Origin of the sequence: Teichococcus deserti (assembly GCF_001982615.1) — a bacterium.
In the GTDB taxonomy this organism is placed as follows: Bacteria; Pseudomonadota; Alphaproteobacteria; order Acetobacterales; family Acetobacteraceae; genus Pseudoroseomonas; species Pseudoroseomonas deserti.
Genome location: NZ_MLCO01000080.1, coordinates 1 through 22,696 on the forward strand (window position 1 = coordinate 1; position 22,696 = coordinate 22,696).

Consider the following 22,696-nt stretch of genomic DNA (forward strand, 5'->3'; position numbering starts at 1 on the left):
GGCCAGGGTCTTGGTCAGGTTGTGCACGGCGCCCTTGCTGGCATTGTACCATGCCAGCAAGGGCGCCGTGCACAACCTGACCAAGACCCTGGCCCTCGAGCTGGCGCCGGACCGCATCCGGGTCAATGCCCTGGCCCCGGTGGCCACCGAGACGCCGCTGCTGGCGACCTTCCTCGGCGAGGACACGCCGGAGAAGCGGCGCGAGATGCAGAACATCGTCCCCCTCGGCCGGCTCGGCCAGCCGGCGGATGTCGCGGCCGCGGCGCTGTATCTCGCCTCCGACGAGGCCAGCTTCGTCACCGGCGTGATCCTCGACATCGATGGCGGGCGCAGCGTCTAGGCCGACACGACGGCGCGACGCCGGCCCGTGCGCGACGAAGGCCGGTCCTCCAGGGGAACGACAGGGAATAAGATGGATCAGGTCGAGCAAACGACCATCCGCAAGGTGATCTGGCGGCTGATGCCCTTCCTCGGCGTCTGCTATTTCGTCAGCTGGCTGGACCGGGTGAATGTCGGCTTCGCCGCGCTGCGCATGAACGAGGATCTCGGCTTCTCCGCCACGGTCTTCGGCATCGGCGCCGGCATCTTCTTCATCGGCTACGTGCTGTGCGAGGCGCCGAGCAACCTGGCGATGCGGCGCTTCGGCGCGCGGGTCTGGATCGCCCGGATCATGATCACCTGGTGCATCCTGTCGGGCTGCATGGCCTTCATCACCGGGCCCTGGAGCTTCTACACGGTGCGCTTCCTGCTCGGCATCGCCGAGGCCGGCTTCTTCCCCGGCATGATCTACTACCTGACCACCTGGTTCCCGGCGCAATACCGCGCCCGCGCCTTCGGCTTCCTGATCCTGGTGACGCCGCTGTCGGGCATCATCGGCGCGCCGCTGTCGGGCGCGCTGTTCCACATGCACGGCATCTGGGGCCTGGCCGGCTGGCAGTGGATGTTCATCGTCGAGGCCATTCCCGCCGTCGTCCTCGGCATCGTCACGCTGTTCTACCTGACCGACAAGCCGCAGGACGCGAAGTGGCTGGAGCCCGCCGAGCGGCAATGGCTGACCACGCGGCTGCAGGCGGAAGAGGCCGAGCGCGCGGCCGCGCATTCCGACGGCATCATGGCGGCGCTGAAATCCCCGCGCGTCTGGCTGCTGGGCGCCGTCTATCTCGGCCCGGTCATCGGCCTCTACGGCCTCAGCTTCTGGCTGCCGCAGATCGTGCAGGGGCTGGTGCGCGAATGGGGCATCAGCGATCCCTTCCATATCGGGTTGCTGGCCGCGCTGCCGCCGATCGGCGCCGCCATCTGCATGACGCTGTGGACGCGCCATTCCGACCGCACCGGCGAGCGGCTGTGGCATACCGTGCTGCCGATCCTGGTCGGCGCCGTCGGCATGGTGATGTCGGCCTATATCCAGAGCCCGGTCTGGGGCATGCTGGCGTTGTCGATCGCGCTGATCGGCATCAACGTGGCGCTGCCGGTCTTCTGGACCATGCCGACGGCCTTCCTCAGCGGTGCTGCGGCCGCGGTCGGCGTCGCGGTGATCAACTGCATCGGCAATATCGGGGGTTACATCGGCCCGCAGCTGATCGGCATCGTCAAGGACAGCACCAACAGCATCATGGCGGCGCTGCTGACCATCGCCGTGCTGATGGTGATGGCCGCGGGCGTGGCGCTCTGGCTCGGCCGCGCGCAGCGGCGCGAGGCCGCGCTCGGCGCCAGCCCGGCCGAATAAGAACGGCCCCCAGGAGGAGACAGCATGCCCGACCACAACGACGCTTCTGCCGGCCAGGGCCTGCTGCGCGATCCGGGGCGCTTCGAGCGCGACGTCCTGGCGCCGATCCGCGCCATCGTCGGCGACCGCGGCATCATCACCGACGCCGACGCCAAGCAGCCGCACCTGGTGGCCTGGCGCGACAACTGGACCGGCGCGGTGCCGGCGGTGGTGATGCCGGCCGACACGGCGCAGATGGCGGCTGTCGTCGCCATCTGCGCGGCGACCGGCACGCCGATCGTGCCGCAAGGCGGCAATACGGGTCTCACCGGCGCCAGCCAGCCGCATGCCGACAATTCCGAGATTATTCTTTCAACTTCCCGGATGCAGAAGATCCGGGCGATCGACCTGGACAACGATACCATCACCGTCGATGCGGGCTGCGTGCTGGCTACCATCCAGCAGGCGGCGGCCGAGGCGGGGCGGCTGTTCCCGCTCAGCCTCGGCGCCGAGGGCAGCTGCCAGATCGGCGGCAATCTCTCGACCAATGCCGGCGGCGTGCAGGCGCTGCGCTACGGCACGGCGCGCGGCCTGGTGCTGGGGCTCGAGGTGGTGCTGCCCGATGGCCGCATCTGGGACGGGTTGCGCGGCCTGCGCAAGGACAGCGCGGGGTATGACCTGAAGCAGCTTTTCATCGGCGCCGAGGGCACGCTGGGCATCATCACCGCCGCGACGCTGCGGCTGCTGCCGCAGACGCCGGCCAGCGCGACCGCCTTCCTCGCCGTGCCCGATCCCGCCCACGCCGTCGCCTGGCTGCGCCGTGCGCGGAAGAATCTTGGCGAGAACATCACCACCTTCGAGCTGATGGAGCGGCGCTGCCTCGACATCGCCATGCGCCACAACAGCCGCATCGCCGATCCGCTGGCGACGCGCTACGACTGGTACATCCTGGTCGAGTTGAACGCGCAAGGCGACGAGGAAGCGCTGCGCCAGCGACTGCTGACGGTGCTGGAAGCCGGCATCGAGGCGGACGAGGTCCTGGACGGCACCCTGGCCGCCTCGGCCGAGCAGGCGGCCGCGCTGTGGCGCATCCGCGAGGGTGCGCCGGAAGGCCAGCGGCTGGAAGGCGCCTCCTACAAGCACGACGTCTCGGTGCCGGTGTCGCAGGTGCCGCGCTTCATCGCCGAGGCCGATGCGGCGCTGGCGGCGCGCTTCCCCGGCATCCGCTCATTCGGCTTCGGCCATCTGGGCGACGGCAACATCCACTACAACCCGATCCAGGCCGAGGGCGGCGATTTCGCGGAGTGGCAGTCCTACCTGCCCGAGGTGAACCGCATCGTGCATGACATTGTCATCGGCCTCGGCGGCTCGATCACCGCCGAGCATGGCGTCGGCCGGCTCCGCATCGCCGAGCTCGCGCATTACAAGAGCGACCTGGAGATGGAGATGATGGCGCGGCTGAAGCAGTGCTTCGACCCGCAGAACATCATGAACCCGGGCAAGCTGCTGCAGCCGGAATTGCTTGCGCGCCACAAGGCACGCTGAGAAAGATGCGGACGGGCTTCGCGCCCGTCCGCGGTTACATGGTCAGCGGTTGACCATCTTCGCCGGCACGGTCAGCACGATGGCGGCGCCGAGGACCAGGCAGGCCGCCAGCACATACATGCCGATGGCGGAAGACCCGGTCATGTCGCGCAGCGTGCCGATCATGTAGGGGCTGGCGAAGCCGGCCAGGTTGCCCACCGAGTTGATCACCGCGATGCCCGAGGCGGCGGCGGCGCCGGTCAGGAAGGCGGTCGGCAGCGACCAGAACAGCGGCGCGCAGGCCAGCACGCCGGCCGCGGCCATCGACAGGAAGATGATGGCGATGGTGGTGCTCGACGCGGTCGCGGCGACGGTGAAGCCGACGGTCGCCAGCATCGCCGGGATCACCAGGTGCCAGCGGCGCTCGCGGTGATGATCGGCGCTGCGGCTGAAGATCACCATGGCGATGATGGCGCAGATGAAGGGAATGGCGCTCAGCAGGCCGATGTTGAAGTTGCCCGTGACGCCCGAGGCGCGCACCAGCGTCGGCATCCACAGCGTCAGCCCGTACTGGCCCATGACGAACAGGAAGTAGATCAGGCTCATCTGCCAGACGCGCCAGTCGGACAGGATGGCGCGCAGCGAATGCGAGCCGGACTTGCCGCCGTCATCGGCGGCGATGTTGCGGGCCAGGATGTCCTTCTCGGACTGGTCCAGCCACTTCGCATCCTTCACGCCGTTGTCCAGCATGGCAATGACGACGAGGCCCAGCAGCACTGCGGGGATCGCCTCGATCAGGAACATCCACTGCCAGCCGGCCCAGCCGTTCCAGCCGTCGAAGAAATCCATGATCCAGCCGGAGAGCGGATTGCCGAAGATGCCGGCCGCCGGGCTGCCCGCCTGGAAGATGGCGAACATCTTGGCGCGGCGGTTGGAGGGGAACCAGTAGGTCAGGTAGAGGATGACGCCGGGATAGAAGCCGGCCTCGGCGGCGCCGAGCAGGAAGCGCAGCAGGTAGAACTGCCACGGCGTCTCGACGAACATGAACAGCGCCGACAGCACGCCCCAGGTGATCATGATGCGCGCGATCCACATGCGCGCGCCGACCCGGTGCAGGATGATGTTGCTCGGCACCTCGAAGAAGAAATAGCCCAGGAAGAAGATGCCGGCGCCGAGGCCGAACACCGTCTCGCTGAAGGCGAGGTCCGTCGACATCTGCAGCTTGGCGAAGCCGACATTGACGCGGTCGAGATAGGCGATGACGTAGCAGAGCACCAGCAGCGGCATGATGCGGAACGCCACCTTGCGGTAGAGCCCGTTCTCCGCCTTGTTCGGCACGGCGGCAGCGCCGCCGGACATTGCACTCATTCGTTCCACTCCGTGGCGTGCCGCCGCAGGTCTTCGCCCGCGACGCGCGACGCCGTTGTCGAAAGCAGGTTGCTGTTGGGCCAGCGGATCAGCCTGGCCCGCGCTTTCCTTTGCTTCGACGTTCCCCTGGGCGCCGCCGGTCTGGATCGCCGGTGTTGACGGTCGCCCTGAACTTGTCGGTCGGTGTCAGCCGAAGGTGGAGAGCAGGTCGTCCACCTGGGCCGGCGTCAGCTCGCGGGCTTTCTGGCCGCGCAGCATCAGCGCCAGCTTCGCCGATTCCTCCAGCTCCTCGGCCGCATAGACAGCGTCGACCAGGTTCTTGCCGGAGACCACCGGCCCGTGATTGGCCAGCAGCATGGCGCGCGCCCCCTTGGCCGCCGCATGGATCTCCTGCTCCATCGCGCCGTCGCCGGGGCGGTAGTACTGGATCACCGGCAGGCTGCGGCCGACGCGCATGACGAAATAGGGCGTCAGCGGCGGGATCGGCGCACTTTCGCCCGGCGCCGCCAGGCAGCCGATCGCCGTCGCATAGGTCGAGTGCAGGTGGACCACGGCGCCTGCCTCCGGCCGCGCGGTCAGCACGGCGCGGTGCATGAAGACCTCCTTGGAGGGCTTGTCGCCGCCGACGTGATTCCAGTCCTTGTCCAGCTTGCTGATGCGGTCCGCCTGCAGCCGGCCGAGCGAGGAATTCGTCGGCGTCATCAGATAGCCGTCCGGCAGGCGGACGCTGATATTGCCGGCGCTGCCGACGGAATAGCCGCGCGCGAAAAGGCTGGCGCCGAGTTCGACGAGAAGGTCGCGGATTTCGGCTTCGGTCATGCTCGGGTTCCGTGCAGGGGAGAGGGGCTGGGCTGGGCAGGCGGGCAACCGCAACGTCGCCGCGCGCCGGCGGCGCGCGGCGAGGGGCAGGATCAGGACGCGAATTCGGCCTTGTACTGGCGGACAGCGGAGTCGAAGTCGGCATCACGGGTGAAGCCGAGGGCAATCGGGCGGCTGACCTCGAAATCGCCGGGCCAGGAGCAGACGATGTCGATGACGCGCTGCTCCGGCTCCTGCGTCACCAGGGCGCGGGCCTCCTTGCCGCCGACGCGCTCCAGGCTGTCCAGCATCTCCTGCACGGTCACCGAAATGCCCGGCAGGTTCAGCGTGCGCCACTGGCCGATCTGGGCGCCGTCGACGGTGATGGCATGCACCAGGTTCTTCACCGTCGTGTCCGGCGAGGACAGCCACATCTTCGTCGCGGTCGGCACCGGGCAATTGGAGGCGACGCCCGCGAGCGGCTCGCGGATGATGCCGGAGGCGAAGGACGAGGCCGCGGAATTCGGCTTGCCCGGGCGCACCACGATGGTGGGCAGGCGGCAGACGCGGCCGTCCACAAAACCCTTGCGGGAATAGTCGTTGACCAGGAACTCACCGATCGCCTTCTGCGCGCCATAGGTGCTGGCCGGCTGCAGGCCGAGCTCTTCCGGCACCACCGCCGGCATCGGGCCGCCATAGACGGCGAGCGAGCTGGTGAAGATAAAGCGCGGCACGGCGCCGCCCTTGCGCGCGGCTTCCAGCAGGGCGCGGGTGCCGTCGACATTGACCCGCATGGCCAGGTCGAAATCACTCTCCGAGCCGCCGCTGAGCACGGCCGCCAGGTGATAGACGGCGGCGGTGTCGGCGCCGATGATCGTCTCGGCGAAGCCGGCGTCCGCAATGTCGCCGGTCAGCGAGGTGACGCGCCGATCGGTCACCGGGCAGGGGGCCAGGTCGACCGAGACGATGCCGTCGAACGTCGGCAGGCCGGGCATACCGGCTTCCTGGGCCGCGAGCAGCGAGCGGATGACGCGGCTGCCGAGGAAGCCGGCGCCGCCGGTGACGATGATCTTCATGCGGTGAGTTCCCTCGAGGAAACGGCTTCGGGCTCTGCGATGTGCAGCGCGATGCCGCGGGCGCGGATCGCCGTGCGGACGCTGTCGGGCAGGCCAGGATCGATGACGATGGCCGACAGCGCCTCCAGCGGCACGGCATTGAAGGTGCCGATCCGCCCGTATTTGCTGCTGTCGGTGACGAGGATGCTGCGCGCGGCGCTCTGCGCGATGGCGCGCTTCACCGCCACCTTGTTCTCGGACGGCGTGGAGACCCCGCGCAGCCCGAAGGAGGAGGTGGAGATAAAGGCGATGTCGAAGTTGAAGCGGCGGATGGTCTCGGCCGCCGGGTCGCCGACGCAGGACTGGTTCTCGCGCTCCACCTCGCCGCCGGTGTGGTAGAGGCGGCAGTTGGATTCGCGCGACAGGAAGGCTGCGATGACGAAGTCGTTGGTCACCACGGCGACGTCGTCGCGGCCGGCGAGGCCCTGCGCGATCTCCAGCGTGGTGGTGCCGGCGTCCAGATAGATGACGGCGCCGGGCGGCACCAGCGACAGCGCCAGCCGGCCGATTGCCGCCTTCTCGTCATGCGCCATCACCGCCTTGGCGATATGCGAGGGCTCGAAGGAGATCTTCTCCGGCAGGCGCACGCCGCCGGCGACCGACATGACGCGGCCTTCGCGCTCCAGCTGCTGGATGTCCCGCCGCACCGTCATATGCGAGACGCCGAGCAACTCGGTCAGCTCGGCGATGCTCAGCACCCCGCGCCCGGTGAGGCGCGCGACGATGAGCGTCTGACGTTCGGCGGGAATCACCGTTCAGTTGGCCTTGTAGGGCGCGAACCAGGACAGGCCGGCCACGGTCTCGCCGCGCGGGTTGTATTCGCAGCCGATCCAGCCCTGGTAGCCGGCCTTGTCGAGCACGTCGTACAGGTGCGGATAGTTCAGTTCGCCCTCGTCCGGCTCGTGCCGGGCGGGGACGGAAGCGATCTGCACATGGGCGAACTTGCCGGCCATCTTCTCGATCAGCTTGGTCAGGTCGCCATCCATGATCTGCGCGTGATACAGGTCGAGCTGCACCGCGACGTTCGGGCGGTTCACCCGCTCGACCAGGGCCACGGCCTCCAGCTGATGCGCGATGAAATAGCCCGGCATGTTGCGGCTGTTGATCGGCTCGACCAGCAGGGTGATGCCATGCGGCGCCAGCTGGTCGGCGGCATATTGGAAGTTCGCCACGAAGGTGGCTTCGCAGGCGGCGCGGTCCATCCCCGTGGTGATGCCGGACATGGCGTGCAGCGTCTTGCAGCCCAGCGCCCTGGCATAGGTGATGGCCGTCGCGACGTTGTCGCGGAATTCCTGCTCTCGGCCGGGGATGGCGGCCATGCCGCGCTCGCCCGCCGCCCAGTCACCGGGAGGCATGTTGAACAGGGCCTGGGTCAGGCCGGCGCTGTTCAGCTTCTCGGCGACCACCTCCGGCGGGTGATCATAGGGGAACAGGAACTCGACCGCCTTGAAGCCGGCGGCCGAAGCCGCGGCGAAGCGATCCAGAAAAGAAACCTCGTTGAACATCATCGACAGGTTGGCGGCGAAACGCGGCATGGTTCTGTCTCCTCAGCCGGCCAGGTTCTGCGCGTCGAAGAAGAAGCGCTCCTGGCCGAAATTCCCCGACTTCAGCGCCAGCGACAGCGGCTTCTCCACCGCGCGCACCCAGGGCACGCCCGGGGCGATCTGCGGGCCGATATGGAAGCCGCCGATGCCCAGCGACTGCGTCACGATGCCCGAGGTCTCGCCGCCGGCGACGATGAACTGGTCGAAGCCCGCGGCCTCCAGCTTCTGGGCCAGGGCGCCGAAGGTGCGCTCGACCGCCTCGCTGGCCTCGGCGGCGCCGTACTTGGCCTGCAGCTTCTTCAGCTCTTCCGGCGGCTGGGTGGCGAAGACCAGCGGGGCCAGGCCGCCCTGCGCCTGGGCCAGCACCCAGTCAGCCAGCTCCTGCGCATAGCCCGCGTCATGGAGGCTGCGGTCGACATCGACGGCCAGCGACGGCGCCTCGGCGCGATAGGCGGCGACCTGGGCATTGGTCATCTGCGAGCAGGACCCCGACAGCACCACGCCACGACCTTTCGGCGGGCGGCCCTCGGCGGCGGCGGCGGCGGCATCGCCGCTGCCGGCCCAGGCGCGGGCCATGCCGTCGGCGAGGCCGGAGCCGCCGGTGACCAGCGTCATCTCGGCCACCGCCTGGCCCATGACCACCAGATGCGCGTCGCTCAGCGCGTCCAGCACGGCATAGCGGAAGCCCTTCGACTTCAGCTCCGCCAGCGCGGCGCGGACGGCCTCGGCGCCTTGGTCCATGACGCGGTAGGAAACATTGCCGGTCTTGCCCTTCGACTGGGCGTCCATCAGCCGCATGACGTTGGCGTCGGTCATCGGCGTGACGGGGTGGTGGCGCATGCCGGATTCATCCAGCGGCACGCCGTTGACGAAGAGATAGCCGTTGAAGATCGTCCGGCCGTTCACCGGCAGCACCGGGCAGATGACGGTGAAGTCTTCGCCCAGCTCGGCCAGCAGGGCGTCGGTGACCGGGCCGATATTGCCCTTGGCCGTGCTGTCGAACGTAGAACAATACTTGAAGAAGAATTGCGGGCAGTTGCGCGCCTGCAGCCAGGCCAGCGCCGCCAGGCTTTCATCGACCGCCTGCTGCACCGGGCAGGAACGGGTCTTCAGGCTGATCACCACCGCATCGGCCTCGACCTGCAGGTCGGCCGGCGGCACGTCGTTCAGCTGCACGGTGCGCAGCCCATTGGCCACCAGGAAGCCGGCGATGTCGGTCGCCCCGGTGAAGTCGTCCGCGATGACGCCCAGACGCATGCTCACTTCTCCTTCTTCTCGGGCAGGGTGATGCCGGCGAAGGTCTTGATGACCGCGGCATCATCCTCGCGGCCGAAGCCCGCATTGCTGGCATTGGCGAACATGGTGTAGGCGGTGCTGGCCAGCGGCAGCGGAAAGCCGAGCGACAGCGCCGTCTCGGTCACCAGCCGCAGGTCCTTGACGAAGATGTCGACCGCCGAATGCGGCGTGTAGTCGCCATCGACCACATGCTTCATGCGGTTCTCGAACATCCAGCTGTTGCCGGCGGCGTTGGTCACCACCTCGTACATGGTGTCGAGCGGAATGCCGGCCCGCGCCGCCAGCGCCATCGCCTCGGCGCCGGCCGCGATATGCACGCCGGCCAGCAGCTGGTGGATGATCTTCACCGTCGCGCCCAGGCCGATCTCCTCGCCGATGGTGTAGACCTTGCCGGCCACCGCATCGAGGACGGGCTTCAGCTTCTCGAAAGCGTCCTTGCCGCCCGAGGCCATCACCGTCATCTGCCCGGCCGCCGCCTTCACCGCGCCGCCGGAGACGGGGGCGTCGAGCATCAGCAGCCCGCGCTCGGCGAGGCCCTTGGCGATGTCGCGCGAATCGGCCGCCGAGATGGTGGCCGAGACCATGACGCCGGTGCCCGGGCGCAGCTTCGCCGCCAGCCCGTTCTCGCCAAAGAGCACGGCGCGGCACTGGGCGGCATTGACCACCAGCAGCAGCACGCCGTCGAGCTCGCCGGCGAAGCCGTCAGTCGCCGGGCCCGCGGCTTCGGCGCCGGCGTCGCGCAGCGCCTGGCAGGCGGCGGGGTTGAGGTCGACGCCATAGGTGGTGAGGCCGGCGGCGATGCAGGACTTTGCCGCGCCCATGCCCATGGAGCCGAGGCCGACGACGCAGACCTTGTAACTGTTCGCGCTCAAGAGGCCCTCCGCCTGACTGTGAAGATCTGAGCAATCGTGCTGTGACGGCCGTGTTACGCCTGTGCTTGGTCCCAGGGAAGGCCGGAAGCGCACAAAAATTCACAGACTGATGTGAAAAGCTGGGGAGTAACGGGCAACAATCGCGGTCCCGCAACATCCCGTCCGAGGTTTGACCGCGTCAAACCTGCGCTTGTGCGGCAGCGCCCGGCTGCTAGCCTGCCGGCCGACCTTCCGCCGAGCAGGAGCCCCCGTGATCGACCTGGCCCGCCTGCGCGCCGAGACCCCCGGCGTCGCCCATCGCATCCACCTGAACAATGCCGGCGCGGCGCTGATGCCGGCCCCCGTGCTGCAGGCCATGACCGGCTATCTGCAGCGCGAGGCCGAGATCGGCGGCTACGAGGCCGCGGCCGAAGGGGCGGCGGCGCTGGACGGCGTCTATGACAGCGTGGCGCGGCTGGTGAATGCCGCGCGCGACGAGATCGCCCTGGTCGAGAACGCCACCGTCGCCTGGCAGATGGCCTTCTACTCGCTGATGGAATCGATCGCGCTCAGGCCGGGGGCGCGGATCCTGACGGCGCGGGCGGAGTATGCGGCAAACTACGTCGCCTTCCTGCAGGTGGCGCAGCGCAAGGGGATCACCATCGAGGTCATCCCCGACGACGCTGCGGGCGTGCTCGACCCCACAGCGCTGGAGGCGATGATCGACGACCGCGTCGCGCTGATCGCCATCACCTGGGTGCCGACCAATGGCGGGCTGGTGAACCCCGCCGCCGCGGTCGGCCGCATCGCCCGCGCGCATGGCATTCCCTATCTGCTGGATGCCTGCCAGGCGGTGGGGCAGATGCCGGTCGATGTCGAGGCGATCGGCTGCGACATGCTCTCCGCCACCGGCCGCAAGTTTTTGCGCGGGCCCCGCGGGACGGGCTTTCTCTATGTCCGCCGCGACTGGCTGCGGCGGATGCAGCCGGTGGTGATCGACCATTTCGCCGCGCCCTGGACCGGGCGGGGCGAATACACCCTCCGCGAGGACGCCCGCCGCTTCGAGAACTGGGAGAACAATTATGCCGGCCGCCTCGGCCTCGGCGTCGCGGTGGATTACGCGCTGGAGGTCGGCCTCGAGACTATCGCGGACCGCTGCCGGCTGCTGAGCACGCGGCTGCGCGACGGCCTGGCGACCATCCCCGGGGCGCAGCTGCGCGACCTGGGGCCGCACCCCGCCGCGATTGTTTCCTTCAGCCTGGAAGGGCGCGCCGCCGACACTGTGAAAGCGGCCATGGCGGGGCAGGGGATCAATATCAGCACCTCCAGCCCCGGCAGCACGCTGCTGGACGCCGAGGCGCGTGACCTCCCGATGCTGGTCCGCGCCTCGCCGCATTACTACAACAGCGAGGAAGAGATCGACCGGCTGCTGGCCGCGCTGGCCTGAGGCTCAGCGCCACATCGCCCGCATCTTCGCGGTCAGGTCGAGGCGCAGCGCCTCGGCCGCGGGGCGCGGCTCTTCCGAGGCAGCGGGCCACCAGCCGCGCTCGAACAGCGGCAGCAGGGCGGGGGGCAGGAAGCGGCTGCGGCTGGCATAGACATGCCGGTCGCCCAGCGCGTTCTGGCCTGCGGTGAAGAAGCGCTGCGGCACCACCAGCTGCAGCTCTTCCTTCGCCCGGGTCATGGCGACATAGAGCAGGCGGCGTTCCTCCTCGATCGCCTCGGCCTCGCCGGTGCCGAGGTCGGAGGGGATGCAGCCGTCGACCAGGTTCAGCAGGAAGACCGAGCGCCATTCCTGCCCCTTGGCGGAATGGATGGTGGAGAGGGTGACGTAATCCTCGTCCAGCAGCGGCACGCCGGACTGGTCGCTGGTGGCGTCCGGCGGGTCGAGGGTCAGCTCCGCCAGGAAGCGGCCGCGCGACGGGTAGCCCTGCGCCACCTGGCCCAGCTGCACCAGGTCGGCGCGGCGCATGCTGGCATCCTCGTGCATCCGCTCCAGATGCGGCTCGTACCAGTGGCGGGCGAGCTCCAGGTCCTGCGGCCAGCCGGTCGGATTGCGCCGCAGCGCCGTCACCAGCGCCACGAAGTCCTGCCAGGCGCCGCCCGCCCGCGGCGGGGTCGGGATGTCCGACAGCGCGCCGATCGGATCGGCCGAGGGCGCCATCCCCTCCAGCACCCGCTGCGCCGAGGCCGGGCCGATGCCGGGCAGCAGCTGCAGGACCCGGAACCCGGCGATCCGGTCGCGCGGGTTCTCGACGAAGCGCAGCAGGGCCAGCAGGTCCTTCACATGCGAGGCCTCGAGGAACTTCAGCCCGCCGAATTTCTTGAACGGAATGTTGCGCCGGGTCAGCTCGATCTCCAGCGGGCCGCTATGGCTGCCGGTGCGGAACAGCACGGCCTGCTGCTTCAGCCGCATCCCGGCCTCGCGATTGGCCAGCAAAGTCTCGGCGATGTAGCGGGCCTGGTCGGCCTCGTCGCGGACGCCCATCAGCATGGGCTTCGCTTCGCCGGGGCGGTCGGTCCACAGCGTCTTGGCATGGCGCTCGGGGCTGAGCGCGATCACCGCATTGGCCGCGGCCAGCACCGGCTGGGTGGAGCGGTAGTTGCGCTCCAGCGCGACGATGGTCGCCGGCGGGTCGAACAGCGTCGGGAAATCCAGGATGTTGCGCACGGTCGCGGCGCGAAAGGCGTAGATCGACTGGGCATCGTCGCCGACGACGGTGACGCCGCGCCCGTCCGGCTTCAGCCCCAGCAGGATCGAGGCCTGCAGCCGGTTGGTGTCTTGGTATTCGTCGACCAGCACATGGTCGAAGCGGCGCGACAGGGCGGCGGCCAGATGCGGCTCGGCCATCATCTGCGCCCAGTAGAGCAGCAGGTCGTCGTAATCGAGGGTGTTTTCCCGCTGCTTCGCCTCGACATAGCCGCCAAAGATCTCCTTCAGCGGGCCGGCCCATTCGGCGCACCAGGGGAAATGGGTCGGCAGCACGACATCCAGCGGCGCCTCGGCATTGACGCAGCGCGAATAGATGGCGAGGCAGGTCGCCTTGGTTGGGAATCTTTTTTCGGTTCTGGACAATCCAAGCTCGTGCCGGACCAGGTTCATCAGGTCGGCGGAATCCTCGCGGTCATGCAGGGTGAAGGCAGGGTCCAGCCCGATCTGCAGCGCATGCTCCCGCAGCAGCCGGGCGCCCACGGCGTGGAAGGTGCCGGCCCAGGGCAGCAGCCCGGGCAAGGACCCGCGGGCGCCGAGCGCGGTCGCCGCCAGCCCCTCCACCCGGCAGGTCATCTCGGCGGCGGCGCGGCGGGAGAAGGTCAGCAGCAGGATCCGCATCGGGTCGGCACCCTGCCGCACCAGATGCGCCACGCGATGCGCCAGCGTCGCTGTCTTGCCCGAGCCGGCGCCGGCGATCACGAGGAGAGGGGAAGAGCCATGCTCCACCGCCCGGCGCTGCTCGGCATTGAGCCCGGCGAGAGGATCCTCGGACAGGAGGGGCGGCGGGAGGCGCGGCGGGATCAAAGCGGGAACATAAGGCCCGATCGGGCGCCGCCGGTCAAGCCGCGGGCGGTCAGCTGGCCGCGGGCGCCTCGGGACCGGCGCCCGGCGGGTCGGTCAGCGCCGGCCCGTCCTGGCCGCGCATGCCGAGCCGCCCGAGCCCCGGCAGCTTCACCGCCGGCCGCCGGATGTCGAGCCCGGCCACGGCGCCCAGGATGTTCAGCTCGATCCCCTCGACCCAGCCAAGGGTCAGTCCGCCATAGCCGCCGAGCGTCAGCCGCAGCCCGGTACCCGACTGCGTCACCCGCAGCCAGCGCCCGTCATGCGGAAAGTCCTTGCCGATGGCGGTGGGCGGCAGGGTGACGCCGATGCCCGGCACGGCATCGAGAATGGCGGCGACGAAGGTGTTGGAATTCGGCCCCGGCCAGGCGTTGTAGTCGCCGGGCTGGCGCCAGGAATAGCCGGCGATGGCGGCCTCGAAGCGCGGGATCAGGGCGGCCGCTTCGGCCCCGTCGGCGGCGAAGACGGTTTCGGGAAGCGCGCCGAACCAGCGGCCATCCGGCAGGAAACCGTCGCGCCGGATGGGGTTGCCCCAGGCGGTGTAGTCGTAGCGGGTGTAGCTGCGGGCGCCCTCCGGCTTGAAGACGATCCAGCAATGCGTGGCGAAGATGCCGCGCCAGCGCACGGTCTGGGCGGCGAAGACCCGCACCACGGCGGGGCGGTGGGTCGCCGGCTCCGGCAGCAGACCGGCGCTCGACCGGTCGGCGGTGCGCCAGCCGGCGCCGCTGCCGCTGGCGGCGTAGAGCGCCGCGGAAATGCCCAGCGGCAGCAGGTAGAAGACGGCGAAGAGCAGCAGGCCGAGGCGGAGGAAGGTCATGCTCCCTGCAGATTGGGGTTGCGGGCAGGACGCGCAAGGCAGCGGTTCAGCCGCGGGCGTTGCGCCGCTGCCGCGCCAGCAGCGCGAGCGACCAGGCGAGCTGGACGGCCAGCCCCAGCAGCATGGCAGGCGCCACCCCGATCCGCGGCAGCGCCAGGTGCAGCACCAGCAGCATCAGCCCGAAGCCGATCATGGCCTTCAGCGCCGACCCGGCCAGCAGCGTCGAGGCGGCGGCGCCGATGCGCGGCCGCAGGATGACGATCAGGCTGGACAGGCTGATCGGGAAGACCGCGGCCATACCGGTCGCCTGTGGCCCGAGCGCCCGGCTGGCCAGCACGACCAGCACCACGAAAGCCGCGACCGTCGCCGCCCGCAGCGGCAGGTCGCGCTTGCGCCGGAGCGGCGCCATGGGCGCCGGCGGCGCCGGGGGCAGGTTGCGCAAGGCTGCAAAACCAAGGGCGAAGCCGGCGACGTTCAGCAGCGTCGCGGTGAGCGGCGTCCAGGTGATGCTGCCGATCATCCCCGCCGCCGCGCCCCAGGCGAGCAGCGCCAGCCCCAGCGATCCCGCCAGGCCGAAGCGCGTTGCCAGCCGGGCATAGGCCAGCAGGAAGAGCGCGGTCGCCGCATTGGCCGCATAGCTGCCGAGCGCGCTGCCGGCCAGGAAGGCCGCATCGTGCTGCAGCGCCAGGAAGACATAGGCGGGGCCCGCCGAGACCGGCAGCGCCGCGATCAGCGCGCCCCAGAAGGGGCCGAACCGCTCCGCCAGCCGCGAGGCGACGACCACGACGCCGGCGGTGGTGGCGGCCTTCACCAGGATGGGGAGGAAGGGATCCAGCGTGTCGATCTCCCGGTGGAGTCCTCACCAGCCATGGCGGTCCTGCACCCAGTGGCGGCCGGCGGATTTGTAGGCGGCCTGCAGGTGGAAGGCGACGTGCCGCCGCATCGCCACGGTGTCGAGCAGCAGGATTTCTCCACGATCAAGCGGCGCCAGCGGGTCATCCTGCGCCGCCAGGTGGCCGGCGAGCGCACGGCTCATGGCGCCCGGCCCAGTCTCCAGCCATAGCGTGCCGGAATAGCCCTCCAGCGTCGCGGTGACGGCCTGGCGCAGCGCCCCGGCGATGACCGGGTGGCCGGGGATGACGGCGATGACATTGTTGCCGGCCGTGCCGAACTGTTCCTGCCACAGCACCAGCGCGCGGCCGGCCAGCAGCGGCGTCGGATCCTTCAGGCAGCGGTCATCGGCATCGGCATAGACGCCGCCTTCCTGCAGCAGCACGGCCAGGCGCAGGATGTCCGACTTGCGCGCCGGCTCGCGGGCGCGGCGATAGGCCAGGGCCGCATCGGGCGCGGCATGCTGCTGCAGCCAGGCCAGGGCCTGGCGGTGGTTGAAGCAGCGATAGGACCAGCCGGGCAGCGTCTCCGACCAGCTGCGCATCAGCCGCTGCAGGTCCTCAGGCGGCGCCTCGTCGTTCCAGTACTGGACCACGCTGCGGGGGATGGCCGGGGTGGCGTCCGAGGCGGCGTCCGGGGTGGCGTCCGGGGCGGGGATCTCGGTGCCGGCGGGCAGGCCGCGGCGGAAGCGCCAATGCGCCAGCAGCGCGATGGCGGCGCCGGTGCTGTCGGGATTGTCGCGCACCAGCCGGGCCAGGCCCGCGGTGTCGCCGGCCTCCCGCGCCGCGCGGGCCGCCGCGGTCACCGCAGGATCGATGCGCAGCTCGTTGACCAGGGCGCCGGCCAGGCCCTGGTTGGGATTGGCGCTGGCGCCGCGTGCCCGCTTGCGGCGGCTGTGCTCCTGCTGGACGGCGAAGCCTTCCTCGGCGCGCTGCGTCAGCACCAGCAGCCGGGTCAGCGGATAGGCCGCATGCTCCTCGAGCGCATGCGCGGCGAGCGCGGCGCGGAAGGCCGCCTCGGCCGGCGCCAGCTCCCAGCGCAGCGCGTGGTAGCGGCCGAGGAAGCGGGCCTGCCTGGCGCGGTCGGCAGGCGTCGCCTGCGGCAGAGCCTCGATCCGCGGCAGGGCGGCGGCGAAGTCGCAGCGGTCCAGATGCAGCTCGATGGCCATGTCGCGCAAGCCGCTGTCGCCGGCGAAATCCCGTTCCGCCGCGGCCAGCAGCGTGGCGGCCGCCGCCTCCTCGCCCAGCTTCAGCAGGAAGCGGATGCGCAGCCGCAGCAGGCTGGCCTGGCGCGGCAGGGCGGCCTCGGCCAAGCCCAGGATGGCAAGCCCCGCCTCCATGCCCATGAAGCGCGCGGCCAGCTCGGCCCGGCCGCGCCACAGCCGCTCGTAGCCGGGCGCCTGGGCGCAGCCGGCGGCATAGGTCTCGAGCGCCGCGGCCGGGTCGTCCCGCTGCTGCGCCTCGGCCAGCCAGAGCCAGGCGTAGCGGTCCTGCGGCGCGCGCGCGACCACCTCCCGCAGCGCCGCAGCCGCCTCGGCATGGCGGCCGAGCAGCAGCGCCTCGCGCGCCATCTCGCGCGTCGCGGCCTCGGCGCCGGCGGCATGGGCGGCGGCGAAGCGGGCATGGGCCAGGGCATGGTCGCCGCGCTGGCGGGCGATCTCGGCGCCCGCCTCGAGCAGCGGCACCGCCTGCTCCCGGCCCCGCAGCAGCCGCTGCGCCATGGCCTCGGCGGTGTCGAGCCGGCCGCTGCGCCGCAGCCGCTGCAGCAGCCGCACCCCCCAGGCGACCTGCTCCGCCGGCTCCGGCAGGGCTTCGATCTGCGCGGCCACCGCGTTGAAATCGCGGCCCGCCAGGCCGAGCTCGATGCGCCTGGCCTGGATCTCCGGCCGCTGCGGGTGCTGTGCCGCCAGCGCCGCGGCGGCGGCCAGGGCCGCCGCGCCATCGGTCGAGGCCAGCTGGTCGATGCGCGCCATTGCCAGCAGCAGGGCTTCCTCCTGCAGCGCCGCGTCCTGCGGATGCTGCGCCAGCAGCCGGTCGAGCCGTGGCTGGACCGCCTCCAGCAGCCCGGCCAGACGCTGCGCCTGCAGCAGCGGCAGCGCCGCCTCGGGTTCGGGCGCCGCCTGGGCGTCGAGATGCGCCAGGGCCAGGGACAGATCGCCGGCCGCCAGGGCAAGGCGCTGGCCCAGCCGGTGCAGCGGCTGCGGCGCGGCGCCGGCGTCGAGCAGCGGCGTGATGGCGGCCAGGGCCAGCTGGGGCGCGGGCCCGGCCACCTGCTCCAGCAGCGCGGCGGCAAGGCAGGGCTGGCCGGCGGCTGCCGTGAGAGTCCGCAGCAGCGCCGCCTCGTCGCCGCGGTCGAGGAAGAGCGCGACCAGCGGCCGCCACGCCTCGGGCGCGGCCGGCGTCAGGTCGCGGGCGGCGGCATAGGCGAGGGCGGCCTCGCTCCACCGGCCCTCTGCCTGCTCGATGGCGCCGAGCTGCTGCCAGGCGGCGGGCTCGCTGCCCTCCTCGGCCAGGAAGCCCTGCAGCAGCGGCCGCGCCTCGGCGGTCCGGCCGAGCCGGGTCAGGGTGATGGCGGCCTGCAGCCGTCCCGGATGGCCGCCGGCGAGGAAATGGTCGAGCGCGGCGGCCTCGTCGCCGCGGGCGCGGGCGGCATAGCCCGCCTCGAGCCGGAACCGGGGCAGGCCCTGCAGCCGCTTCGGCGCCTGGGCCAGCAGCGCGTCCAGCGCCGCCATCTGCCGCTGCCGCCGCGCCGTCCGCAGCAGCAGGAGATAGGCTTCCTTGGCCCGGCCCGCCGCCGCGGCCGGCCAGGCGAGGATCAGCGCCTGGGCCGCCGGAAAATCGCCTGCCGCCAGCGCCGCCTGAAAATCCCTCTCGTCGATCGGCGTGCTGGACAATCGAGCAATCCCCTGGCAGCGGCACGGCAAGCAACGAGCCCTGGCCGCGGGCAGGCGAAAAAGTCGAGATGCCGCGCCGAGGCGGGGCGATTGCGCCGTTCTTGTTCGTTTCGACCCTTCCGGCATGGTACAGAGGGGGCGGCGGCTCGACCACCCCATGGCGGGATTTCTCTCGGCCGCTTTTTGTCATGACGCGCCGGGCATCGTCGGACGGCGCTTCGCCGCGCGGCGGGTTGATGCCATGCTCGCGCCCGCCGCAGGGCAAGGACGCCACCGATGGACATCATCGTCTCCACCAAGGCCTATGAGGACTTCCTGCGCGAGGAGCTCGGCACCGAGGTGGTGGAGGAGGCGCTGGTCGAGAAACGCGTCCGCATGGCGGCCGGCGCCTTTCCCTTCCTGCGCGCGACCTACTGGCGCTGGACCGAGCAGGTTGCCGCCTTCGCGCCGGCGCTGCTGGACGCGCCGGCGCTGCTGGCCGTCGGCGACATCCATCTGGAGAATTTCGGCACCTGGCGCGATGCCGAGGGACGGCTGATCTGGGGCGTCAACGACTACGACGAAGCCGCTGCAATGCCTTACACGCTCGACCTGCTGCGGCTCGCCACCAGCGGGTTGCTGGCCGATCCGGACGCCGATGCGCGGGAGATCGCGCGGCCGCTTCTCGCCGGCTATGCGGCCGGGCTGGAGAAGCCGCGGCCGGCGGTGCTGGACCGGGAGCTGGACTGGCTGCGGGCGCTGGTGGTGGTGCCCGAAAGCCAGCGCGCGGAATTCTGGGCCAAGCTGCGGAAGAAACGCAAAAAGTTCCAGGCGCGGGAGGAGGGGGAGAGACCCTTCCTCTGGCCGCGCTACCGCGAGGCGCTGCTGGCCGCCCTGCCGCGCGGCGCCGAGCCGCCGGAGATGTGGTACCGCAGCGCCGGGCTGGGCAGCCTGGGCCGGCCCCGCTGGGTGGCGCGGGCGCAATGGTGCGGCGACTGGGTGATCCGCGAGGCCAAGGGGGTGGTGCCCTCGGCCTGGAGCCGCGGCCGCCGGGTCGGCCGGGCGATCCGCTGCATGGAGATCGCCACCGGCCGCTACCGCGCGCCGGATCCCTGGTACCGGGTGGTGGATGGCGTCGCGGTGCGGCGGCTCTCGCCCAACAACCACAAGATCGGCACCGACAAGCTGGTCGCGCATCCCGATGACGAGGAAGGCGAGGAGATGCGGCTCGGGCGGGAGGTGCTGCTGCAGCCGACGATGCTGGAGGCGATGGGGCGGGAGCTGGCGGCGATCCATCTCGGCCAGGGCGACCCGGCCGCCGCCATCGCCGCCGATCTTTCCACAAGGCCCAGGGCTTGGCTGGCCGAGGCCGCCAGCGCCGCCGCCGAGGCCACCACGCTCGACCAGAAGCGGTTCGCCAAAGCCTGGGGTGGTTGAGGAACCCGCCGGAGTCCCCGGTGAAACCCGTGAGGACTCCGGCGGGAAGATCTCCGGACCAGAAGGTTACGCGCAGACGATCAAGCCGGGGACGAGCCCAGCGCTTGCACCGCCTGCTCGACCCGGATGGATTTCGGGATCACCCCCCAGGCGGTCGCCTTGTCCACCGCCTCCTGCCATTCGCGCAGGGCGGCGGCGTCGATCGGGATGCTGCGGGTGGCGTTGACCCTGTAGGCGCGCTCCAGCACCGGCACCGGCTGGCGCAGCAGCCCGGCGGTGGAGCGGGCGTATTCGGGGATATGGTCCTGCGCCCAGGCCCAGCCGGCCGAGACCCGCTGCACCAGGTCGGCCAGCAGCGGCGCCTTCTCGGCCAGCGGCCTGTCATGCGCGGCGAGGAAGCTGGCGGAGGGCGTCAGGCCGCGCGCATCGGCGACCAGCGTGGCGTTGAATTCCAGGATCTCCAGCGAGGTGAAGGGCTCCCAGACCGACCAGGCATCGACCGATCCGCTGCGCAGCGCCAGCGCCGCATCGGCCGGCAGCAGCCAGGCGATCTGCACGTCGGTGGCGGCGAGCCCCGCCTTCTCCAGGATCCGCAGCAGGGAATAATGCGTCCAGCCACCCCGCGCCGCGGCGATCTTCTTTCCACGCAGCCCGCCGGCATCGGCGATGTTGGCTCCCGGCCGCGCCACCACGGCCTGGGACGCCGCGTCGGAGCGCGTCGCCGAGATCGCCTTGATCGGCGCCCCCGAGGCGAAGACGGAAAAGAAGTTCAGGTCGCCCATGCTGCCGACGTCGATGGCATTGGCGTTCAGCGCCTCCAGCAGCGGCTGGGCGGCGGGGAATTCGAACCATTCGATGCGATAGGGCAGGTCGCGCGCGACGCCCGAGATCTCCAGCAGCGAGCGCAGCCCGCCGCGCTGGTTGGCGACCTTCAGCACCGGGGGTGCGGCGCGCAGCACCGAGGGCGCCGCCAGCACCGCGGCCGCCGCCAGGGCGCCGCGTCGGGACAGGATCATGACCGGCGCCCCCGATGCGCGGCCTGGGCCTCCGGGTTGGCCGTGACGCCCAGCGCGCTGTTGATGCGGTTGCTGAAGTTGAAATAGGCGGCGATGGCGGCGGCATCGAGGATGTCGAGCTCGCTCAGCCCCGCCGCGCGCAGCGGCGCCAGCGCTTCCGCCTCCAGCGCGCCGGGATCGCGGGTGATGGCGAGGGCATAGTCGGCCAGCGCGCGCTCGCGCGGCGACAGCCCGGCATGGCGGTGGTTGATCGTCACCTGCGCCACCCAGAAGTCGTCGCCGGTCAGCTCGCGCAGCGCCGCGGCATGGCCGAAGACGCAGGGCTGGCAACGGTTCTCGCTGCTGACCACCAGCGCGATCAGCTCGCGCTCGGTGCGGCTCAACCCGCTTTCCGGGTTGCGGTTGGCGGCGCGGCTCAGGGCCTCCTGCGCCAGCACCAGCTCCGGCCGGTGCAGCAGCGCCGCCTGGCCGTTGCGAACATAGCCCAGCTTCTGTCGCGTCTCCTCGAGCAACCCGGCGACGGCGGGGCCGGGCTCGGGGGCCTCGGGCAGCTGCAGCCAGGAGACGGGCGGGGCTTCGCTTTCGGTCGCACTCATCGGGCGGGCTCCTTCACTCGGCGCGGCGGACGGCGGTGGCGAGCGTCTGCTCGTCGGCGCGGGCGGCATAGGTCAGGCCGCGGCGCACCGCCCAGGCATTCTTCAGCAGGAACAGCGGCAGGATGCCGAGATCGGCATCGGCCTCGGCGACGGCCTGGCGCAGCAGCGCCTCGCGCGCCGTGTCGTCGAGCGTGGTGATGGCGCGCTCGGTCAGGGCGTCGAGATCGGGGTTGCTGTAGCGGCTGAAATTCGGCGAGCCCCAGCCGCGCTCGCGGTCATAGGTCCCCAGCACGTTGCGCAACAGATAAGAAGCTTCGCCGGTCGGGCTGCCCCAGCCGCCCAGGCGGAAGGCGAATTCCTGCTTCGGGCCGCGGGCGAGATAAGTGGCCCAGGGCAGCGCCTCGACCTCGGTGCGGACGCCGATGCGGGTCCAGAACTGCGCCACCGCCTGGGCGGTGCGGCCGTCATTCGGATAGCGGTCGTTCGGGGTCGAGAGGGTCAGGCGGAAGCCTTGCGGGAAGCCGGCCTCGGCCAGCAGCGCCCGGGCCCGCGCCAGATCCTGCCGCCGTGGCTGCACCGCGGGATTGTATGAAAAGAAACCCTCGGGCAGCCATTGGGCGGTGGGGAGGGCGGTGTTCTCCATCACCCGCTCGGCCAGGGCCTGGCGGTCGATGGCCAGGTCGAGCGCCTGCCGCACCCGCCGGTCCTGGAACGGATTCTTTTCAATGGGTTTGCCGTCGTGGGTGGTCACCGTCGGGACGGCGCCGCTGCGGGAGAAATCGGCCTGCAGGTAGATCAGGCGCACGCCGGCGATCTCGAAGACCGAAAGCCGCGGCTCGCGCTTCAGCCGCGCCAGGTCGTTCGACGGCACCTGGTCGATGACGTCGACATCGCCGGCCAGCACCGCCGCGCTGCGCGCCCCGTCATTCGGCAGGAAGCGGTAATCCACCTCCGCCCAGGGCTCCCGCCCGCCCCAATAGCCATCGTTGCGGGTGAAGGTCGCGCCCTGGCCGGGGCGGTAGCTGCCGAAGCGGTAGGGCCCTGTGCCGATCGAGGCCTGGCCGCTGTTGTAGGTCTCGGCCACCGCCCCGGTGCCGGCATGGCGCGAGATGATCTGCACCTGCGCCAGGTCGCTCGGCAGCAGCGGATGCGGCCGCGCGGTGTGGAAGCGGACCGTGCGCGCATCCACCACCTCGACCCGCTGGATCGGCCGCACCGCGCCGGAGAAGCCGCCATTGCTGCCGGGGACGTTCGGCACCCGGCTGATGGTGAAGGCCACGTCGTCGGCGGTGAAGGGCTTGCCGTCATGCCAG

At 70.9% G+C, this 22,696-nt stretch carries 19 protein-coding genes; 5 read left to right on the top strand and 14 right to left on the bottom strand.

Annotated features, from left to right (window positions below):
• From BKE38_RS10180 to BKE38_RS10190, 3 genes are all read left to right on the top strand, one after another.
• A partial coding sequence (locus BKE38_RS10180) for an SDR family oxidoreductase (RefSeq protein WP_131829553.1) occupies positions 1–340 on the top strand: 340 nt, incomplete at its 5' end.
• A gap of 72 nt (positions 341–412) precedes the next feature.
• Entirely contained in the window at positions 413–1,726 is a 1,314-nt protein-coding gene (locus BKE38_RS10185) for an MFS transporter (RefSeq protein ID WP_076957212.1), read from the top strand.
• A gap of 24 nt (positions 1,727–1,750) precedes the next feature.
• Positions 1,751–3,250 (top strand): FAD-binding oxidoreductase, encoded by a 1,500-nt coding sequence (locus BKE38_RS10190; protein ID WP_083747445.1) that lies wholly within the window; start codon positions 1,751–1,753, stop codon positions 3,248–3,250.
• 42 nt (positions 3,251–3,292) lie between these two features.
• Here BKE38_RS10190 and BKE38_RS10195 read toward each other — a convergent pair whose 3' ends face one another.
• From BKE38_RS10195 to ltnD, 7 genes are all read right to left on the bottom strand, one after another.
• Positions 3,293–4,597: an MFS transporter gene (locus BKE38_RS10195; RefSeq protein ID WP_076957213.1), complete on the bottom strand. Its 1,305-nt coding sequence runs from the start codon at positions 4,595–4,597 to the stop codon at positions 3,293–3,295.
• Positions 4,598–4,783: 186 nt separating this feature from the next.
• Complete coding sequence (gene otnC, locus BKE38_RS10200) at positions 4,784–5,416, bottom strand: 3-oxo-tetronate 4-phosphate decarboxylase (RefSeq protein ID WP_076957214.1); 633 nt, start codon at positions 5,414–5,416, stop codon at positions 4,784–4,786.
• Positions 5,417–5,508: 92 nt separating this feature from the next.
• Positions 5,509–6,471, bottom strand: a complete 963-nt coding sequence (denD, locus tag BKE38_RS10205) for a D-erythronate dehydrogenase (protein ID WP_076957215.1) — start codon at positions 6,469–6,471, stop codon at positions 5,509–5,511.
• The gene (locus BKE38_RS10210; protein ID WP_076957216.1) at positions 6,468–7,262 is read right to left on the bottom strand and encodes a DeoR/GlpR family DNA-binding transcription regulator; all 795 of its coding nucleotides are present in this window, start codon (positions 7,260–7,262) and stop codon (positions 6,468–6,470) included. The genes denD and BKE38_RS10210 overlap by 4 nt, the downstream gene beginning before the upstream one ends.
• Positions 7,263–7,265: 3 nt before the next feature.
• Positions 7,266–8,045, bottom strand: a complete 780-nt coding sequence (gene otnI, locus BKE38_RS10215; RefSeq protein WP_076957217.1) for a 2-oxo-tetronate isomerase — start codon at positions 8,043–8,045, stop codon at positions 7,266–7,268.
• Between the two features lie 12 nt (positions 8,046–8,057).
• A complete protein-coding gene (otnK, locus tag BKE38_RS10220) occupies positions 8,058–9,311 on the bottom strand; it encodes a 3-oxo-tetronate kinase (protein ID WP_076957218.1) in 1,254 nt (417 codons plus the stop codon).
• A 2-nt stretch (positions 9,312–9,313) separates the two neighbouring features.
• A complete protein-coding gene (gene ltnD, locus BKE38_RS10225) occupies positions 9,314–10,222 on the bottom strand; it encodes an L-threonate dehydrogenase (protein ID WP_076957219.1) in 909 nt (302 codons plus the stop codon).
• 250 nt (positions 10,223–10,472) lie between these two features.
• Between ltnD and BKE38_RS10230 the strand changes: the two genes are divergently transcribed.
• Positions 10,473–11,648, top strand: a complete 1,176-nt coding sequence (locus BKE38_RS10230; RefSeq protein WP_076957220.1) for an aminotransferase class V-fold PLP-dependent enzyme — start codon at positions 10,473–10,475, stop codon at positions 11,646–11,648.
• 3 nt (positions 11,649–11,651) lie between these two features.
• Here the strand turns inward: BKE38_RS10230 and BKE38_RS10235 are convergent, their stop codons facing one another.
• The 4 genes from BKE38_RS10235 to BKE38_RS10250 are packed head-to-tail and all read right to left on the bottom strand — an operon-like array spanning position 11,652 to position 18,355.
• Positions 11,652–13,718 carry an ATP-dependent helicase gene (locus tag BKE38_RS10235; RefSeq protein WP_242662304.1) on the bottom strand — a complete coding sequence of 689 codons (2,067 nt, stop codon included), beginning with the start codon at positions 13,716–13,718 and terminating at the stop codon, positions 11,652–11,654.
• Positions 13,719–13,767: 49 nt separating this feature from the next.
• Positions 13,768–14,571 carry a DUF3750 domain-containing protein gene (locus BKE38_RS10240; protein WP_165694156.1) on the bottom strand — a complete coding sequence of 268 codons (804 nt, stop codon included), beginning with the start codon at positions 14,569–14,571 and terminating at the stop codon, positions 13,768–13,770.
• A 46-nt stretch (positions 14,572–14,617) separates the two neighbouring features.
• On the bottom strand, positions 14,618–15,382 hold the full coding sequence (locus BKE38_RS10245; RefSeq protein WP_083747446.1) for a hypothetical protein: 765 nt from the start codon (positions 15,380–15,382) through the stop codon (positions 14,618–14,620).
• 48 nt (positions 15,383–15,430) lie between these two features.
• On the bottom strand, positions 15,431–18,355 hold the full coding sequence (locus BKE38_RS10250) for a glycosyltransferase (RefSeq protein WP_076957222.1): 2,925 nt from the start codon (positions 18,353–18,355) through the stop codon (positions 15,431–15,433).
• A gap of 276 nt (positions 18,356–18,631) precedes the next feature.
• On the opposite strand from BKE38_RS10250, the gene BKE38_RS10255 reads away from it, so the two are divergent.
• Positions 18,632–19,771 carry a DUF2252 family protein gene (locus BKE38_RS10255; RefSeq protein WP_076957223.1) on the top strand — a complete coding sequence of 380 codons (1,140 nt, stop codon included), beginning with the start codon at positions 18,632–18,634 and terminating at the stop codon, positions 19,769–19,771.
• A gap of 80 nt (positions 19,772–19,851) precedes the next feature.
• Here the strand turns inward: BKE38_RS10255 and BKE38_RS10260 are convergent, their stop codons facing one another.
• From BKE38_RS10260 to BKE38_RS10270, 3 genes are all read right to left on the bottom strand, one after another.
• Positions 19,852–20,787, bottom strand: coding sequence for an ABC transporter substrate-binding protein (locus BKE38_RS10260; RefSeq protein ID WP_076957224.1), 936 nt, complete (start codon positions 20,785–20,787; stop codon positions 19,852–19,854).
• Positions 20,784–21,383, bottom strand: coding sequence for a peroxidase-related enzyme (locus BKE38_RS10265; RefSeq protein WP_076957225.1), 600 nt, complete (start codon positions 21,381–21,383; stop codon positions 20,784–20,786). The genes BKE38_RS10260 and BKE38_RS10265 overlap by 4 nt, the downstream gene beginning before the upstream one ends.
• Before the next feature lie 13 nt (positions 21,384–21,396).
• Positions 21,397–22,696, bottom strand: a 1,300-nt coding sequence (locus BKE38_RS10270; RefSeq protein WP_076957226.1) for an ABC transporter substrate-binding protein, incomplete at its 5' end; no start/stop codon positions are given.

Bases quoted from the DNA above. Each gene is read 5' to 3' on its own strand.
- denD (WP_076957215.1), bottom strand. From the start codon at position 6,471: ATGAAGATCATCGTCACCGGCGGCGCCGGCTTCCTCGGCAGCCGCGTC.
- BKE38_RS10240 (WP_165694156.1), bottom strand. From the start codon at position 14,571: ATGACCTTCCTCCGCCTCGGCCTGCTGCTCTTCGCCGTCTTCTACCTG.
- BKE38_RS10265 (WP_076957225.1), bottom strand. From the start codon at position 21,383: ATGAGTGCGACCGAAAGCGAAGCCCCGCCCGTCTCCTGGCTGCAGCTG.
- BKE38_RS10195 (WP_076957213.1), bottom strand. From the start codon at position 4,597: ATGAGTGCAATGTCCGGCGGCGCTGCCGCCGTGCCGAACAAGGCGGAG.
- BKE38_RS10255 (WP_076957223.1), top strand. From the start codon at position 18,632: ATGGACATCATCGTCTCCACCAAGGCCTATGAGGACTTCCTGCGCGAG.
- otnI (WP_076957217.1), bottom strand. From the start codon at position 8,045: ATGCCGCGTTTCGCCGCCAACCTGTCGATGATGTTCAACGAGGTTTCT.
- BKE38_RS10185 (WP_076957212.1), top strand. From the start codon at position 413: ATGGATCAGGTCGAGCAAACGACCATCCGCAAGGTGATCTGGCGGCTG.
- otnK (WP_076957218.1), bottom strand. From the start codon at position 9,311: ATGCGTCTGGGCGTCATCGCGGACGACTTCACCGGGGCGACCGACATC.
- BKE38_RS10260 (WP_076957224.1), bottom strand. From the start codon at position 20,787: ATGATCCTGTCCCGACGCGGCGCCCTGGCGGCGGCCGCGGTGCTGGCG.
- otnC (WP_076957214.1), bottom strand. From the start codon at position 5,416: ATGACCGAAGCCGAAATCCGCGACCTTCTCGTCGAACTCGGCGCCAGC.
- BKE38_RS10190 (WP_083747445.1), top strand. From the start codon at position 1,751: ATGCCCGACCACAACGACGCTTCTGCCGGCCAGGGCCTGCTGCGCGAT.